At 72.7% G+C, this 15,632-nt stretch carries 10 protein-coding genes; all 10 read left to right on the top strand.

Translation table 11 applies throughout. The annotated features are described in order from the left end of the window. Positions 1-1,148 (top strand): sugar transferase (locus CCN56_RS07255; protein WP_086824713.1); only part of this gene is annotated, 1,148 nt, incomplete at its 5' end. A gap of 73 nt (positions 1,149-1,221) precedes the next feature. Beyond that, a complete protein-coding gene (locus tag CCN56_RS07250) occupies positions 1,222-2,538 on the top strand; it encodes a nucleotide sugar dehydrogenase (RefSeq protein WP_086824711.1) in 1,317 nt (438 codons plus the stop codon). Continuing rightward, positions 2,528-3,826, top strand: coding sequence for a glycosyltransferase family 4 protein (locus tag CCN56_RS07245; RefSeq protein ID WP_373412837.1), 1,299 nt, complete (start codon positions 2,528-2,530; stop codon positions 3,824-3,826). The genes CCN56_RS07250 and CCN56_RS07245 overlap by 11 nt, the downstream gene beginning before the upstream one ends. Further along, complete coding sequence (locus CCN56_RS07240; RefSeq protein WP_086824709.1) at positions 3,823-5,190, top strand: polysaccharide biosynthesis protein; 1,368 nt, start codon at positions 3,823-3,825, stop codon at positions 5,188-5,190. The genes CCN56_RS07245 and CCN56_RS07240 overlap by 4 nt, the downstream gene beginning before the upstream one ends. After that, the gene (locus CCN56_RS07235) at positions 5,187-6,707 is read left to right on the top strand and encodes a Wzz/FepE/Etk N-terminal domain-containing protein (RefSeq protein WP_086824707.1); all 1,521 of its coding nucleotides are present in this window, start codon (positions 5,187-5,189) and stop codon (positions 6,705-6,707) included. Before CCN56_RS07240 ends, CCN56_RS07235 begins: the two co-directional genes overlap by 4 nt. Before the next feature lie 3 nt (positions 6,708-6,710). Beyond that, a complete protein-coding gene (gene asnB, locus CCN56_RS07230; RefSeq protein ID WP_086824705.1) occupies positions 6,711-8,645 on the top strand; it encodes an asparagine synthase (glutamine-hydrolyzing) in 1,935 nt (644 codons plus the stop codon). 49 nt (positions 8,646-8,694) lie between these two features. Beyond that, the gene (locus CCN56_RS07225; protein WP_086824703.1) at positions 8,695-10,869 is read left to right on the top strand and encodes a bi-domain-containing oxidoreductase; all 2,175 of its coding nucleotides are present in this window, start codon (positions 8,695-8,697) and stop codon (positions 10,867-10,869) included. Next, positions 10,866-12,809 carry an alginate lyase family protein gene (locus tag CCN56_RS07220; RefSeq protein WP_086824701.1) on the top strand — a complete coding sequence of 648 codons (1,944 nt, stop codon included), beginning with the start codon at positions 10,866-10,868 and terminating at the stop codon, positions 12,807-12,809. The genes CCN56_RS07225 and CCN56_RS07220 overlap by 4 nt, the downstream gene beginning before the upstream one ends. 11 nt (positions 12,810-12,820) lie before the next feature. Then, positions 12,821-14,356, top strand: coding sequence for a right-handed parallel beta-helix repeat-containing protein (locus tag CCN56_RS07215; protein ID WP_086824699.1), 1,536 nt, complete (start codon positions 12,821-12,823; stop codon positions 14,354-14,356). Between the two features lies 1 nt (position 14,357). After that, positions 14,358-15,626 (top strand): O-antigen ligase domain-containing protein, encoded by a 1,269-nt coding sequence (locus CCN56_RS07210; RefSeq protein WP_256961833.1) that lies wholly within the window; start codon positions 14,358-14,360, stop codon positions 15,624-15,626. The last annotated feature ends 6 nt before the right edge of the window (positions 15,627-15,632 follow it).

Raw genomic sequence — 15,632 nt, 5'->3', positions numbered from 1 at the left:
CCGTCGTCCTGGCGCTCGGCGGGATCGCCCTCACCTCGCGCAACATCAAGCTCTGGATCTTCGTCGCGCTCCCGGCGATCGCGCTCGTCACCATGACCGAGCGGTATCTGCTGCGCCTCTGGCTGCACAGGGAGCGGAAGGAAGGGCGCTGTCTGCGCCCGGTGCTCGCGGCCGGCAGCCCGGACACCGTGCGCGACCTGATCACCCGGACCCGCAAGTTCCCGCACATCGGCTGGCGGGTGGAGGCGGTGTGCACGACGGACGGTCGCGGGCTCGACGGTGACCTGGTGGACGGGGTCCCGGTCGTCGGAGAACTGGAGGATGTCGCCAAGCACGTCCGCCACGACGGCTACCGGGTCGTCGCGGTCACCCCGGACCCGCACTGGTCGCCCGAGCGGCTGCGGCGACTGGCCTGGAACCTCGAAGGCAGCGATGCCGAGATGGTCGTGGCCCCCGTGCTGATGGAGGTGGCCGGCCCGCGGCTGCACGTCGACGCGGTGCTCGGGATACCGCTGCTGCGGGTCAGCATGCCGGCCTTCACCGGCGGCCGCCGGGCGATCAAGGGGGTCGTCGACCGGCTGGGCGCGGCGGCCCTGCTGATCCTGTTCGCGCCGCTGATGGTGCTCGTCGCGCTGCTCGTGATGCTGGACAGCCGGGGCGGGGCGTTCTACCGCCAGCGCAGGGTCGGCAAGGACGGCCGCGAGTTCACCATTCTCAAGTACCGCACGATGGTCACCGGGGCCGACGGGGCGGCACGCGCCGCGCTCGCCGACCACAACGAGGGCGCGGGACCGCTGTTCAAGATGCGCCGTGACCCGCGGGTGACCCGGGTGGGAACGGTGCTGCGCCGGTACTCGATCGACGAGCTCCCGCAGCTCTTCAACGTGCTCACCGGATCGATGTCGCTCGTCGGTCCTCGGCCGCCGTTACCGGAGGAGTCCGCCGCGTACGGCCCGGACGTCCAGCGACGGCTGCTCGTCAAGCCCGGACTGACCGGCCTGTGGCAGATCAGCGGACGCAGCGACCTGCCGTGGGAGGAGGCCGTGCGCCTCGACCTGCGGTACGTGGAGGACTGGTCGCTCGCCCTGGACACGGTGATCTTGTGGAAGACGCTGCGCGCGGTGCTCTACGGGCAGGGGGCGTACTGATGCACGGGGGAAGTCGTCCGGCCCGCACGCGGACCGCAGGCCGGAAGGGCCTGACTGGGGGGAGGAACGGGTCATGAGAATCAGCGTGTTCGGGCTCGGCTACGTGGGCTGCGTGTCGGCCGCGTGCCTGGCCGGCATGGGGCACGAGGTCATCGGGGTGGACGTGAACCAGGTCAAGGTCGACCTGGTCAACGACGGCAAGGCCCCGGTGGTGGAGGAGCGGATCGGCGAGCTCATCGCCGAGGTCGTGGGGACCGGCGCGCTGCGCGCCACCCGCGACGTCCGCGAGGCGATCATGGGCAGCGAGGTGTCGCTGGTCTGCGTGGGCACGCCTTCGGAGCCCAACGGCAGCCTGTGCACCACCTATCTGGAGCGGGTCACCGAGGAGATCGGTGCCGCGGTGGCCGAGCGGGGTGGACGGCACACCGTCGTCTTCCGCAGCACCATGCTCCCGGGCACCTGCCTGAACCTGCTCGTGCCGATCCTGGAGAAGTACGTCGGCGGTACGGCCGGGGTGGACGTCGGGGTCGCGGTCAACCCGGAGTTCCTGCGCGAGGGCACGAGCGTGAAGGACTTCTTCGACCCGCCCAAGACCGTCATCGGCGAACTCGACCCGGAGAGCGGCGACGTGGTGGCGGCGCTGTACGAAGGGCTGCCCGGCGAGGTCTTCCGCGTGCCGGTCCCGGTCGCCGAGGCGATCAAGTACGCGGACAACGCCTTCCACGGCCTCAAGATCGGCTTCGCGAACGAGCTGGGCGCGGTCTGCCAGGCGCTCGGGGTGGACTCGCACCAGGTGATCGACGTGTTCCTGGCCGACCGCAAGCTGAACATCAGCCCCGCCTATCTGCGGCCCGGCTTCGCCTTCGGCGGCTCCTGCCTGCCCAAGGACCTGCGCAGCCTGGTCCACGCGGCGCAGCGGGCCGACGTCTCGGTGCCCATCCTCTCCCACGTACTGCCCTCCAACGCCGACCATCTGCAGCGCGCGGTGGAACTGGTCGAGCGCAGCGGGAAGCGTCGGGTGGGCCTGTTCGGTCTCTCCTTCAAGCCCGGCACCGACGACCTCCGCGAGAGCCCGCTCGTCGAGCTGGCCGAGCGGCTCTTCGGCAAGGGGTACGACCTGCGGATCTACGACCCCAACGTGAACCTGTCCCGGCTGCTCGGCGCGAACCGCGAGTACATCGAGACCCGGCTGCCGCACCTCGCGCAGCTGCTCGCGGAGTCCGTCGACGAGGTGCTCGACCATGCCGAGGTGTGCCTGGTCGGCACCAAGGACCCGGCCGTACTGTCCGCGCTGCCGCACGGCGACAGCCCGGTGATCATCGATCTCGTCCACCTTCCCGACGCCGACGCGCGGCGGGCCGAACCGGGGTACATGGGTCTTGCTTGGTAACACGAAGCCGGGTGGCACGACGCCCGGTGGCACGAAGCCCGGTGGCAGGAGGCGGGCCCGGCGCGCGCTGATCCTGGTCGAGAACCTGTCGGTGCCGTTCGACCGGCGGGTGTGGCAGGAATGCACGACGCTGCGCGACGCGGGCTGGACGGTGGACGTCATCTGCCCGCAGGGCAGCAAGCGGGACACGGAGCGGGAGGTGGAGATCGACGGGGTGCGGATCCACCGCTACCCGCTGCGCGCGGCCACCGGAGGACCGGCCGGATACCTCAAGGAGTACGGATCGGCGCTGTGGCACACCTTCCGGCTGGCCCGGAAGGTCGGCCCGGTCCACGTGGTCCACGCCTGCAACCCGCCCGACCTGCTGTTCCTGCCCGCGCTCTGGCTGAAGCGGCGCGGGACGCGGTTCGTCTTCGACCAGCACGACCTGGTGCCCGAGCTGTACCTGTCCCGGTTCGACCGCGGCAAGGACCTGCTCTACCGCGGCGTGTGCGCGCTCGAACGGATGACGTACCGGGCCGCGGACGTCGTGCTCGCCACGAACGAGAGCTATAAGGACGTCGCGGTACGCCGTGGCGGCCGGCGGCCCGAGGACGTGTTCGTGGTGCGCAGCGCGCCGGACGTCGACCGGTTCCACCCCGTGCCGCCCGAGCCCGAGTTGAAGCGCGGCAAGCCCCATCTGCTGTGCTACCTGGGCGTGATGGGCCCGCAGGACGGCGTCGACTACGCCCTGCGCGCCCTCGCGAAGCTGCGCGACGAGGTCGGACGGACCGACTGGCACGCGGTGTTCGTCGGCGGCGGCGACACCTTCGACGCGATGGTGGAGCTGTCCCGGCAGCTGGGGCTCTCGGAGCAGGTGGAGTTCACCGGGCGCATCCCGGACGCCGATCTGGTGCGCCACCTGTCCACCGCCGACGTGTGCCTCTCCCCCGACCCGCACAATCCGCTCAACGACGTGTCGACCATGAACAAGGTCCTGGAGTACATGGTCATGGGCCGGCCGATCGTCTCCTTCGACCTCCGGGAGGCGCGCGTCTCCGCCGGTGACGCAGCCGTCTACGCGCCCGCCAACGACGAGTCCGAGTTCGCCCGGCTGATCGGGCAGCTCCTCGACGACCCGGAGAAGCGGGAGCTCATGGGCAAGATCGGTCAGGAACGGATCGGCGGGCCGCTGTCCTGGCCGAACTCCCAGCGCGCGCTGCTCGCCGCCTACGCCGCCGCCTGCCGTCCCCACGCCCCGGCGTCGGCGGACGGCACGGACCGGGAAGGGACGAGGCCGCTCCGTTGAGCGATGACACCATACGTCTGGCCACGGTCGGGCGGATCCTCCGTCGGCGACGGCGGCTTCTCACCATCCTCGTCGTCGTGGGCGCGCTCGTCGGGTACGGCACCTCGCTGCTGTTCCCGCCGCGCTACACGACGTCGGCGTCCGTCCTGCTGCCGGGCGCGTGGGAGGAGCGCGAGCTGCGGACCCAGGCGGAGGTCGCCACCAGCTCGGTGGTGATCGACCGCGTGGCGTCCGCGCTCCACTGGACGGGGGTCGGCACCACCGAGCTGAAGGAGCGGGTGACCGCCAAGACCTCCGAGGGGAACATCATCGAGATCTCGGGCACCGCCGACACGCCCGAGCGCGCACAGCAGCTCTCCGACCAGGTGGCCGAGCAGTTCGTCGCCTTCGCCGCGCGGATCGTGGGCGACAACGCCGACCCCGAGGCGGCGGCGCGGCTCGAGACCCTGCGGCAGACGGTCGCGCAGGCCGGCCGCCGCATCACCGAACTGGCCGACGCGGCCGGTACGGGGCGGAGCGTGGAGAGCGTGCAGACCCGCACCGAGCTGGAAGGGCTGCGGACCTCGCTGCAGGAGTCCATCGAGAAACTGGGCCAGGCCGACCCCAAGTCGAGCAAGGCCCACATGGTCGTCATGGGCCCGGCGGCCCGGCCCACCGGCGAGGCACCGCCGACGAGGGAGCAGCTCGTCGCCGCCGGGGCGCTGCTGTTCTTCCTGGTCGCGGTCATCGGTCACCTCACCGCGGCGCGGATGAGCCGCCGGCTGCGCACCGAGGGGGAGATCGCCGGGGCGCTCGGCGTGGCGCTCCTCGGCACCGTCGACGTGCCCGCCGACCGGCACGCTCACCGGCCGGAGGGGCGGGGTCCGCGGACCTGGTTCCGCCGGCTGCTCGGCACCGACGTGCGGTGGGACGTCCCGGCCCCGCGGACCTCGGGCGACGAGGCCGGACGGCAGATCCGCTACCGGCGGGTGTGCGCCCGTCTCCGGGACCGGCTGCCGGCCCCCCGGCCGCTGCTCGTCGTCGTCCCGGACGGCGACCCGATCGCCCGCCGGGCCGCCGGGGAGCTCGTCGCCGAGGCCGGGGGCGACCCCGCGCTGCGGATGGTGGGCGTCTCGGTGTCCGAGCCGATGGTGCCGGACCGCGACGACGCGTCCGGCGCCCTGGTCGTGCTCAGCGCGGGCCACTGGACGGCCGGTGAGCTCACCGGCATCGCCGAGGCGTGCGCGGACGCCGGGCACGAGGTCGTCGGCGTCGTCCTCGCCGGCACGGTCCGGATCCGTACGAAGCGGTCCGCCGGCCGGCCCCGGGAAGCCGCGACGGCGGCGCTCGCCGTGGGCGCCGACGCGACGGGAGGTTCGGCGTGACGACACGTACGACCGCGGAGTCGCCTGCCGCCGCTCCGCTGCTCGACCTGCACTCCCTGGTGGTGGCGGTACGCAGACGCCGCCGCCTCTGGGGTTCGCTCGCGCTCCTCGGGCTGATCCTCGGCGCGGCGGTGGCGGTCCTGCTGCCGGCGCCGCCGACCGCGATGACGAAGGTCCTCGTCGCCCGCCAGGAGGACCAGCCGAACGACCCCGGAACACTGATCCGGACCGATGTCGCGCTGCTGCAGACCACGCGGATCGCCGGTGACGCCCTGAAGGCCCTCGGCTCCTCGGAGAAGCCCGAGGACTTCATGAAGGACTACGAGGGGCTCGGCCTCACCAACAACCTGCTGCAGATCAACGCGAAGGGTGACAGCGACGCCGAGGCGGTCGCCCGCGTCAAGGCGCTGGCCGACGCGTTCGTCGCGGACCACGTACGGCGGATACAGCAGGCCGCGAACGCCGACGCCAAGGCCCTGCTCGACCAGCGGGACCGGTTGAAGGACGAACTCGCCCAGGTCAACAAGGAGATCGGGGACGAATCGCCGGAGGGCGCGCCGAAGGGTTCCGCGAACGCGGAGTCGCTCTTCTCACGCCGGGCCGAACTCACCTCGCGCATCTCCGACTTCAGCCAGCGCGCCGAGGAGGCCCGCATCGGCGCGCCCCGGCTGATCTCCGGCACGCAGATCGTGGACGACCCGCGCCCGGTCAAGCGCTCCCTGCTCAAGACCCTCGCCAAGGACGCCGGGATCGGGCTGGTCCTCGGGCTCGCCCTGGGGCTCGCGGTGGCGGCCGTCGGAACGGTGGTGGCGGACCGTCCCGTGCTGCGCCGGGAGATCGCGGCGAACCTCGGCGCCTCGGTGATCGCGGAGCTGCCCGGCCGGCCGGGCCGGCGGTGGCAGCGCCGCCGGACCCGGGCGGCACGGACCCGGCTCACCGCGTCCCTGGCCCGTACGGCGCGCGGCTCCGCGGAGCCGATGTCCCTGCTCGAACTGGGCTGCGCGGGCGGCGCGAGCGTGATCGCCCTGGACCTCGCCGGGGCGCTCGGCGCGGAGGGGCCGGTGGTCGTCGTCGACGGACTGCCGGGACCGGAGCTCGCCGACCGCCGCCCGCGGCCCGGGGACCCGACCGTGGTCGGCCTGGAGCGTGCCGCGGCCGTGGCGCACCAGGAGCGCCGGCTCGGCGTCGGCTCGGTGGCGCCCGGCGCGGCGTGGACCGACCTGCCGTACCTCGGCACGCGGACCGTGCTCGTCGTGCGGGCCGGGCACGGCAGCGCCGCCTGGCTGCACACCGTGGCGCGGCAACTCGCCGACCAGCGCATTCTCGTGCTCGGTGTGGTGCTGATCGACCCCGATCCGCGTGACCGGACCGACGGCACGCTGTGGGACGGGGGGCCGCAGGCCGCGCCGCGCGGCCAGAACGAGGGGCCGGCCCGGCCGAACGGCGCGGACCGGCGGCGGAGGGAGCGTCTGCCCGTGTGGGCGACGGTCCCGGACAGCGACCAGGAGGCTCGGTAGCACATGTGTGGCATCGCAGGCACGTACCGCTGGCCTGACGGGAAGGAAGTGACCGACCGGCTCACCGAGACCCTCGCCCATCGCGGCCCGGACGGGGCCGGCCGGTACGGCCATCCCGTCGGTGACGGCGAAGTGCACCTGGGGCACCGCCGGTTGTCGATCGTCGACCTGTCCGAGACCGGCGCCCAGCCGATGGTCTCGGACGGCCTCGTCCTGACGTACAACGGCGAGCTGTACAACGCGCCCGAGCTGCGGGCCGAGCTGGCGGCGGCCGGCGTGCGCTTCCGGGGCACCTCCGACACCGAGGTGCTCCTGGAGGCCTGGCGGCGCTGGGGCACGGACTGCCTGCCCCGGCTGCGCGGCATGTTCGCGTTCGGGATCTTCGATGAGCGCACCGGTGAGCTGGTGCTCGCCCGCGACCAGCTGGGCATCAAGCCGCTGTTCCTGCTGCGGCGCGGCGAGGGTCTGGTGTTCGCCTCGGAGCTCAAGGCGCTCGCCGCCGTGACCGGCGGATCCCTGGAGGTGGACCATGCGGCCCTGGTGGCCTCGCTGCTCTACTACTGGGTGCCGGACTCGCGGTGCGCGTTCCGCGAGGCGGAGAAGCTGCCGCCGGGGAGCTGGCTCCGAGTCCGGCCGGACGGCCGGGTGGAGCGCGGCCGGTTCTGGCACCTGAAGGACGTCGCCGCCGAGGGCCGGGAGCGGGCGCTGGCCGGTGAGCTGCCGGACCTCGCCGCGATCGTGGAGGAGTCGACCCGGCGTCATCTGCTGTCCGACGTCCCCGTGGCGACCTTCCTGTCGGGCGGGCTCGACTCCAGCTATCTGACGGCGCTCGCGGCCCGCGAGCAGCCGGGGATCTCGGCCTACACGATCGGGTTCCGTGCCGAGGACGCCAGGTTCGAGGCGATGCCGGACGACCTGCGCTACGCCCGGCAGGTGGCCGAGCGGTTCGGCGTCGACCTGCGCGAGATCGAGATCGCTCCGGACGTGCTCGACCTGCTGCCGCGGATGACGTACCACCTGGACGAGCCGATCGGCGACCCCGCCGCGATCAACACCTTCCTGATCTGCTCGGCCGCCCGGGAGGCCGGGGTGAAGGTGATGCTCTCGGGGATGGGCGCCGACGAGCTGTTCGCCGGGTACCGCAAGCACCTGGCCAATCTGATCGCGCTGCGCTACCAGCGCGTCCCGCGCCCCCTGCGGAGCGGCCTGTCCAGGGCCGTGGACCTGCTGCCGGTCGCCTCGGCCCGCCGGGGATACCGGTCGGTGCGCTTCGCGAAGCGGTTCCTGTCCTTCGCCGATCTGCCGGAGGAGACCGCGTTCCGGCGGAGCTACACCATGTACGACCGGGACGAGCTGCTCGGCCTGATCGATCCGGACCTGGCCGGGACGGTCGACGACGTGCTGACGGAGCACGCGGACGTCTACGAGGACAACGAGCTGGACGACTTCGTCAACCGCATGTGCCTGGGCGACTCCCGGATGTTCCTGCCGGGCCTGAACCTCGCGTACACGGACCGGTCGAGCATGGCCGCGTCGACCGAGGTGCGGGTGCCGTACGTGGACGTCGAGGTGGTCAAGGCGGCGTTCACCGTGCCCGGGGACCGCAAGATCGTCGGCCGGCAGGGCAAGGCCGTCCTCAAGGAGGCGGCGGCCTCGGTCCTGCCGCGGGAGATCGTGTACCGGCCCAAGGGCCTGTTCAGCGCCCCGCTGCGCGCCTGGATGAGCCGCGACCTGGCCCCGCTGGTGCGCGAGGTGATCCACGACGGCGAGCTCGTCCGCTCCGGCTTCCTGCGCCGCGACGCCCTGGAGCGGCTCGCCGCGGAGGACGCGGCCGGGCACCGGGACCACTCCAAGCATCTGTGGCACGTGCTGACCCTCGAGTACTGGTACCGCGGCGCGACCTCCCGGTCCGGCCAGGGCTCCCCGGCGACGACGTAGAGAACGACCAGAACTCCCCCGCGACGGCGTAGAGAACAAGAGGACTTCGGTGAAACAGGTCGTACAGAACTACAAGAGCGGCGAACTGGCCGTGCTCGACGTGCCGGTGCCGGGGTGCAAGCCGGGCGGTGTCCTCGTCCGGACCGCCTACTCGTTGATATCCACCGGCACCGAGCTCATGAAGGTGTCCGAGGCCGGGATGTCGATGCTCGGCAAGGCCCGCTCGCGCCCCGACCAGGTGGCCAAGGTCGTGCAGAGCGTGGCCACCAACGGGGTGCCCGCCACGTACCGCAAGGTGATGGGCAAGCTGGACTCGTACACGCCCCTCGGGTACTCGCTGTGCGGGGTGGTCGAGCAGGTCGGCGCCGGGATCGACGACGTGAAGGTCGGCGACCTCGTGGCCTGCGCCGGCAACGAGCACGCGCTGCACGCCGAGCTGAACTGGGTGCCGAAGAACCTCTACACCCCGGTGCCGGACGGCCTCGCGCCGCGGCACGCGGCCTTCGGCACCGTCGGGTCCATCGCGCTCCAGGGCGTCCGCCAGGGCGAGCCGCAGCTCGGCGAGGTGGCGCTCGTCATCGGCCTCGGTCTGATCGGGCAGCTGGTGGTGCAGCTCCTCACCGCCGCGGGGGTCCGCGTCGTGGGCGCCGACCCCGACCCGGCGCGCTGCGAGCTCGCCGAGCGCCTGGGCGCCGCGGCCTGCGGCGATCCCGGGTCGGCCTCCGTGGAGGCCGCCGTCGCCGAGCTCACCGGCGGTCACGGCGTGGACCAGGTGTACCTGGCGGCCGGTGGCGGCAGCAACCAGCCCGTCGAGCTGGCCGCCCGGCTGTGCCGGGACCGCGGGCGGGTCGTCGACATCGGCAAGTGCCGTCTGGACCTGCCGTGGAACGCGTACTACGAGAAGGAGCTCGACGTCCGGTTCTCCCGCAGTTACGGCCCGGGGCGCTACGACCCGGAGTACGAACTGGAGGGCCGGGACTACCCGATCGGCTACGTGCGCTGGACCGAGCGCCGGAACCTGGCGTGCTTCCTCGACCTCATGGCCCGGGGCAGCGTCGACGTGGAGCCCCTGGTCTCCCACGTCGCCGCCTTCGACGACGCCGTCGAGACGTACCGGTCGCTGAAGGACGGCGAGCTGAAGGCCGTGGCCGTGCTGTTCCGGTACGCCGAGCAGACGGAGAAGACCGCGGAGGCGCCGGCGGTGGCCGTGCCCGCGGTGAACGTCGGGCGGACGAAGGCCCGGCCCGCCGGGTCGCCGGTACGGCTCGCGTTCGTCGGCGCCGGAAACTACGCCACGTCGATGCTGCTTCCGCACCTGACCGGGCGCGAGGGCGTCGAGCTGTCCACGGTCGTCACCACGACGGCCCTGTCCGCGGCCAACGCACAGCGGAAGTTCGGCTTCGCCCGGGCCACCACCGACCTCGACGGCGTGCTCGGCGACACGTCCATCGACGCGGTGTTCGTGGTCACCCGGCACAGCTCGCACGCCGACCTGACGAAGAAGGCGCTGCTCGCCGGCAAGGCCGTGTTCGTGGAGAAGCCGCTGGCGCTCAGCGAGGACGAGCTGGCCGGCGTCCTGGCGACGGTGGAGGAGTCCGGCAACGACCGGCTGCAGGTGGGCTTCAACCGCCGGTTCGCGCCGCTGCTGCAGGAGGCGAAGAAGCGGTTCGGTGCCAGGACCGGTCCTGCGAACCTCCGCTACCTGGTCAACGCCGGCCGTCTGGAGCACGGCAGCTGGTACCTCCGGCAGGGCAGCGAGGGTTCGCGGTTCGCCGGCGAGGGCGGGCACTTCATCGACACGGCGAGCTGGCTGCTCGACGCCGACCCCGTCTCGGTGTACGCGGTGGCCACCCCCGGCAACGAGGACCTGCAGGTCGTCCTGCGCTACCCGGACGGCTCCACCGCCACCATCAGCTACGTCACCACCGGTGCGTCCGGCTTCCCCAAGGAGACCCTGGACCTGGTCGCCGACGGAAAGGTGCTGCGGCTCGACGACTTCGTGCGTGCCTCGGTGTACGGTCCCGAGAAGTGGGTCAGTTCGCGGCTGCCCAAGGCCCGCGACAAGGGCCAGAACGCCGAACTGGCCGCGTTCGTCAGGGCCGTGCGGACCGGCGGGCCGATGCCGGTGCCGCTGGAGTCGCTCGTCGCCACCACGGCGGCCACCCTCGCCGTGCCGGCCGGCCTGGCGGGCGGCACGCCGGTGACGCTGGAGAAGCGCCGATGACGATGAGCGCGGGCTGGTACCTGCGCCGGCTGTCCGCCATGGGGCCGCAGGAGGTCGGCGGCCGGGCGGTCGACGCGGTGCGCAGGCGGCGGTGGCGCACGGCTCGGCCGGACTTCCCGGGCGTGACCGGCGCCCGGTTCACCGCCGTACTCCCCGCCGGGGCGCTCGACGGGGTGGCTCCGGACGCCGCGAAGCGCCTCGTCGCCGAGGCGGACCGGCTGATGGCCGGGCACGCCGAGTACTTCGGGGTGGAGCGCGACGACCTGGCCGACCCGGACTGGTGGTTGGACCCGAAGACCGGGCGCCGGGCCCCGTCGGGGTACGCCTTCGACGTGCCGTACCGGGACGAGGAGACGGTCGGGGACATCAAGCAGATCTGGGAGCTGTCCCGGCACCAGTACCTCACCGTGCTCGCCGCCGCCTACGCGGTCACCGGGGACGAGCGGTACGCGGAGCGGGTGGCCCATCACCTGCGGTCGTGGTGGGCGGGCAACCCGCCGCTGCGCGGGGTGCACTGGACCAGCGGCATCGAGCTGGGCATCCGGCTGCTCTCCTGGGTGTGGGTGCGCCGGCTGCTCGACGGCTGGCCGGGTGCGGCCGGTCTCTTCGAGGAGAACCCGGTGGCGCTCCGCCAGATCTGGTACCACCAGCGCTGGCTGGCCGCGTTCCCCAGCCGGGGTTCCTCGGCGAACAACCACGTCATCGCCGAGGCCGCCGGGCAGTTCGCCGCGGCCTGCGCGTTCGGCTGGTTCCCCTCCTCGGCGCGCTGGCGGGAGGACGCGCTGCGGTCCCTCGACCGGCATCTGCGGAGCAACACCTTCCTGTCCGGCCTCAACCGCGAGCTGGCCTCCGAGTACCACGGCCTCGTCCTCGAACTGGGCCTGGCCGCGCTGGCCGAGGCGGACGCCGCCGGCGTGCCGGTGCCCGCGACGGTCCGGCTCGTGCTGCTGCGGATGACCGACGCGCTCGCGGCCGTCGTGGACGGCCGGCTGCGGCCGCCGCGCCAGGGGGACTCGGACGACGGGCACGGACTGGTCGTGGACGGCGCGGGCACCGATCGCTGGGGCTCGCTCCTCGCCACCGGCGACGCCGTGTTCGGCCGGCTCGCCTGGTGGCCGGAGGTGACCGGCACCGATGTGCGCACCCCGCTGCTCGCCGCTCTCCTCAGGCCCGCGGAACCGGCCGTGAAGCGGCCGAAGAGCCGGCCGGTCCACTTCCCCGACGCGGGCATGACGATCATGAGAGCGCCGGGAGAGATCTGGGTCCGCTGCGACGGCGGCCCGCACGGCTTCCTGTCCATCGCCTCGCACGGGCACGCGGACGCCCTGTCCGTGGAGGTCCGGCACGACGGGGTCGACGTGCTCGCCGACCCCGGGACGTTCTGCTACCACGGGCAGCCCGAGTGGCGGCAGTACTTCCGGTCGACCCTCGGCCACAACACCCTGCGGCTCGACGGCCGTGACCAGTCCGTCTCCGGCGGCCCGTTCCTCTGGACCCGGCACGCCGAGAGCCGTGTCCTGGTCGCGGACACCTCGAACCCCGAGGTGTCCCGCTGGTGCGCCGAGCACGACGGCTACCGGCCCTCCGTGCACCGCCGCCGGGTGGAGCTGACGGCCGCGAGCCGGGAGCTGCGGGTGGTCGACGAGGTGCGGGGCGACCCGCGCACGGCCGTGGAGCTGGCGTTCCACCTCGGCCCGGCGATCGCCGTCGAGCTGGTCGGGAGCCGGGCGGTGCTCACCTGGACCGTGGACGGCGAGGACCGCTCCGCGGTGCTCGACCTGCCCGCGCAGCTGTCCTGGCGGGCGCACCGCGGCGAGACCGAGCCCCCGCTCGGCTGGTACTCCGCGGGCTTCGGGCGCAAGGAGCCCGCCACCACGCTCCTCGGCACGGGCTCCGCCGGCGGCGCGGAGTTCGTGACCGTACTCGGGTTCCACGGCTAGGGAGGAGGACCTTGGGGATCACGTGGCGGCACCGGGCGGTGCCGGCGGCACTGCTTGCGCTTGCGCTGCTCACGGCGACCGGCTGCGAGAGCGGCGCGCCGGACGCGGGGTCGAAGCCGGCCGCCGGCCCTTCGACGTCCGCGTCCGTGGCCGTGGCCCGGGTGTGCGCCGAGCCCGCGGCCGGGCCGGCGCAGGCGCCGGCGGGCGCGGTGACGGTGGACCCCGGGGTCGTCGGTGACCTGGCCGCGAAGACCGAGGACAGCCCCCCGCACACCACGTTCTGGCTGCGGCCTGGCCGGCACAGGCTGGACCCGGGCGAGTACGACCAGGTCCTGCCCAAGGAGGGGAACACGTACCTCGGGGCGCCGGGCGCGGTGCTCGACGGCGCGAAGACCAACGACTACGCGTTCGGCGGCACCGCCCGCGACGTCACGATCAAGTACCTGACCGTGCAGGGTTTCACCGCGCCGCAGGACGAGGGCGTGGTCAACCACGACTCGGCCGACGGATGGGTGATCGAGCACGCGACGATCCGGGACAACTCCGGTGCCGGGCTGATGGCCGGTGCCCGCCAGCAGGTCCGCTCCAGCTGCCTGCGGGACAACGGGCAGTACGCGATGAACGCCTACAAGGCCGGTGACTCCATCAAGGGCCTGGTCGTCGAGGGCAACGAGATCACGGGCAACAACACCGACGACTGGGAGCGGAGGCAGCCGGGCTGCGGCTGCACCGGAGGCATGAAGTTCTGGGCGGTCGACGGCGCCGACATCCGCGGCAACTGGGTGCACGACAACCGCGGCGTCGGGCTGTGGGCGGACAACAACAACAACGACTTCCTCTTCGAGGACAACGTCCTCGAAGCCAATGACGGTGCCGCGCTGATGTACGAGACCAGCTACAACGCGGTCATCCGGAACAACACGATCCGGCGGAACAACTGGGTCGAGGGCCGCGCGGGCGCCAAGGACGGCGACGACTTCCCGTACGCGACCGTCTACGTCTCCGAGGCCGGTGGCGAGCCGCGGATCCACGCCCGTACCGACAGGATCGAGATCTACGGGAACCTGCTGGAGAACAACTGGTCCGGGATCACCCTGTGGGAGAACGCCGACCGGTTCTGCAACAGCCCGGCCAACACCTCGACCGGCTACTGCACCCTGCTGGTGAAGGACGTCAAGCGCTGCGTGCAGCCCGCGATCGCCGGTGCACCGCTCTACGCCGACTGCCGGTGGAAGACCCAGCGGGTGGACATCCACGGCAACCGCTTCGTCCTCGACAAGTCCGTCCTCGACTGCACGGTCCTGTGCGACCGGATGGCGGTGCTCTCCAACGACGGCACCTCCCCGGACTGGTCGCCGTACAAGGGCGACCGGGTGGCCCGGGCGATCACCCTCCACCAGGACAACCGCTGGCACGACAACGTGTACGTCGGGCCGTGGACGTTCGTCGCCCACGACGCGGGCCGGACACTCGCCCCCGGGCAGTGGCAGGACGCGCCGTACCGACAGGACGCGGGCAGCGCCTTCCGTACGCAGGACGGTGGTTGAGATGCGTACGGACACCATGCCGGCGGCCGTCGAAGCGGGCACGGACCACACCCCGAAGGCGGTCGGGGCGGCCTGGGCGCTCCTCGCCCTCAACGTGCTCGGCTCCGCCGGGGCGCAGACCATCGTCCCGATCCCCCGCTCCCTCATCCAGATGCTCACGATGGGAGCGCTGGTCGGCGCGTTCACGCTGGCGCTCACGGTCAACCTCCGGCTGCGGATCCGGCCCAGCGCCTTCGTGTTCCTGCTGACCCTGCTGCTCGTGCCGAGCCTGATCTCCAGCGTGGGCGTCGGGGCCGGCGCGCTGTTCCGCTGCGCGCGCCTGGCGCTCTTCGTCGGGACGCTGTGGCTGCTCAGCCGCTGGTGGGACGGCAGCCTGAGGTTCGTCCGGTACCACATCCGCTGGTACTTCGCGGTGCTCGTCCTGGTGGCCGCCGGCCTGGTCATCTCGCCGGGCACGGCCATGCCCGAGTACTACGGCGGGCGTCTCGTGGGCGCGTTGTGGCCGCTGACGCCGCCGCAGATCGGACAGTACTCCGCGGTGATCATCGGGCTCTCCGTGCTGCTGCTCCTCGGCCGCCGGACCACCGTGGCCGGCGCGGCGGTGGTCATCGTGCCGTCGTTCGTGCTGCTCGCGATGACCCACACCCGGACGGCGACGCTCGGCATGATCATGGGGCTCGTCCTGGCGATCGGTTCCCTCTTCCTGACCAGCGGCGCCGCCCGCCGGTTCTTCGCCTGGGCGGTGCTGTGCGCCGCGGTGGCCGCGGTGGTGTTCGGCTCCGCGCTGCGGACGTGGTTCCTGCGCGGGCAGAGCCAGGAGAACTTCTCCAACCTCACCGGCCGGGCCAAGGTCTGGGACTCCCTCCTCTCGGCGCCCCGGACGACCGGGGACACGGTCTTCGGCCTGGGCCTGGGCGACAAGTCGTGGGACGGGCTGCCGATCGACAACAGCTGGCTGGCCGTCTACAACGAGCAGGGGCTGCTCGGCGTCGCCGTCGTGGCGGCGTTCCTCCTCGCGCTCGGCGGCATCGCGCTGCTGCGGCCGCCCTCGCTGTCGAGGGCCTGCGCGATCTTCCTGATCAGCTACTGCGCGATCTCCTCGTACACCGAGGTCGGTCTCGGCGACGCCTCGGCGTATCTGCTGCATCTGGCCCTGGCCGCCTCGCTGCTCGCGGCGCCCGCCCCGGCCGCCCCGCTCCCGGTGGCCGGCATTCCCCGTCAAAGGTCCGACATTCCCCGACGACGCGTCCCTCGATGGGCCCGGAGGTGATCTGAG

It is taken from the genome of Streptomyces sp. NRRL B-24572 (assembly GCF_002156145.1).
Taxonomy (GTDB): Bacteria; Actinomycetota; Actinomycetes; order Streptomycetales; family Streptomycetaceae; genus Streptomyces; species Streptomyces vietnamensis.
The sequence above is the reverse complement of the archived record's forward strand: the minus strand, read 5'-3'. Positions and strand labels throughout refer to the sequence as shown.

Coding starts and splice junctions, on each gene's coding strand:
- CCN56_RS07250 (WP_086824711.1), top strand. CDS start 1,222: ATGAGAATCAGCGTGTTCGGGCTCGGCTACGTGGGCTGCGTGTCGGCC.
- asnB (WP_086824705.1), top strand. CDS start 6,711: ATGTGTGGCATCGCAGGCACGTACCGCTGGCCTGACGGGAAGGAAGTG.
- CCN56_RS07210 (WP_256961833.1), top strand. CDS start 14,358: ATGCGTACGGACACCATGCCGGCGGCCGTCGAAGCGGGCACGGACCAC.
- CCN56_RS07220 (WP_086824701.1), top strand. CDS start 10,866: ATGACGATGAGCGCGGGCTGGTACCTGCGCCGGCTGTCCGCCATGGGG.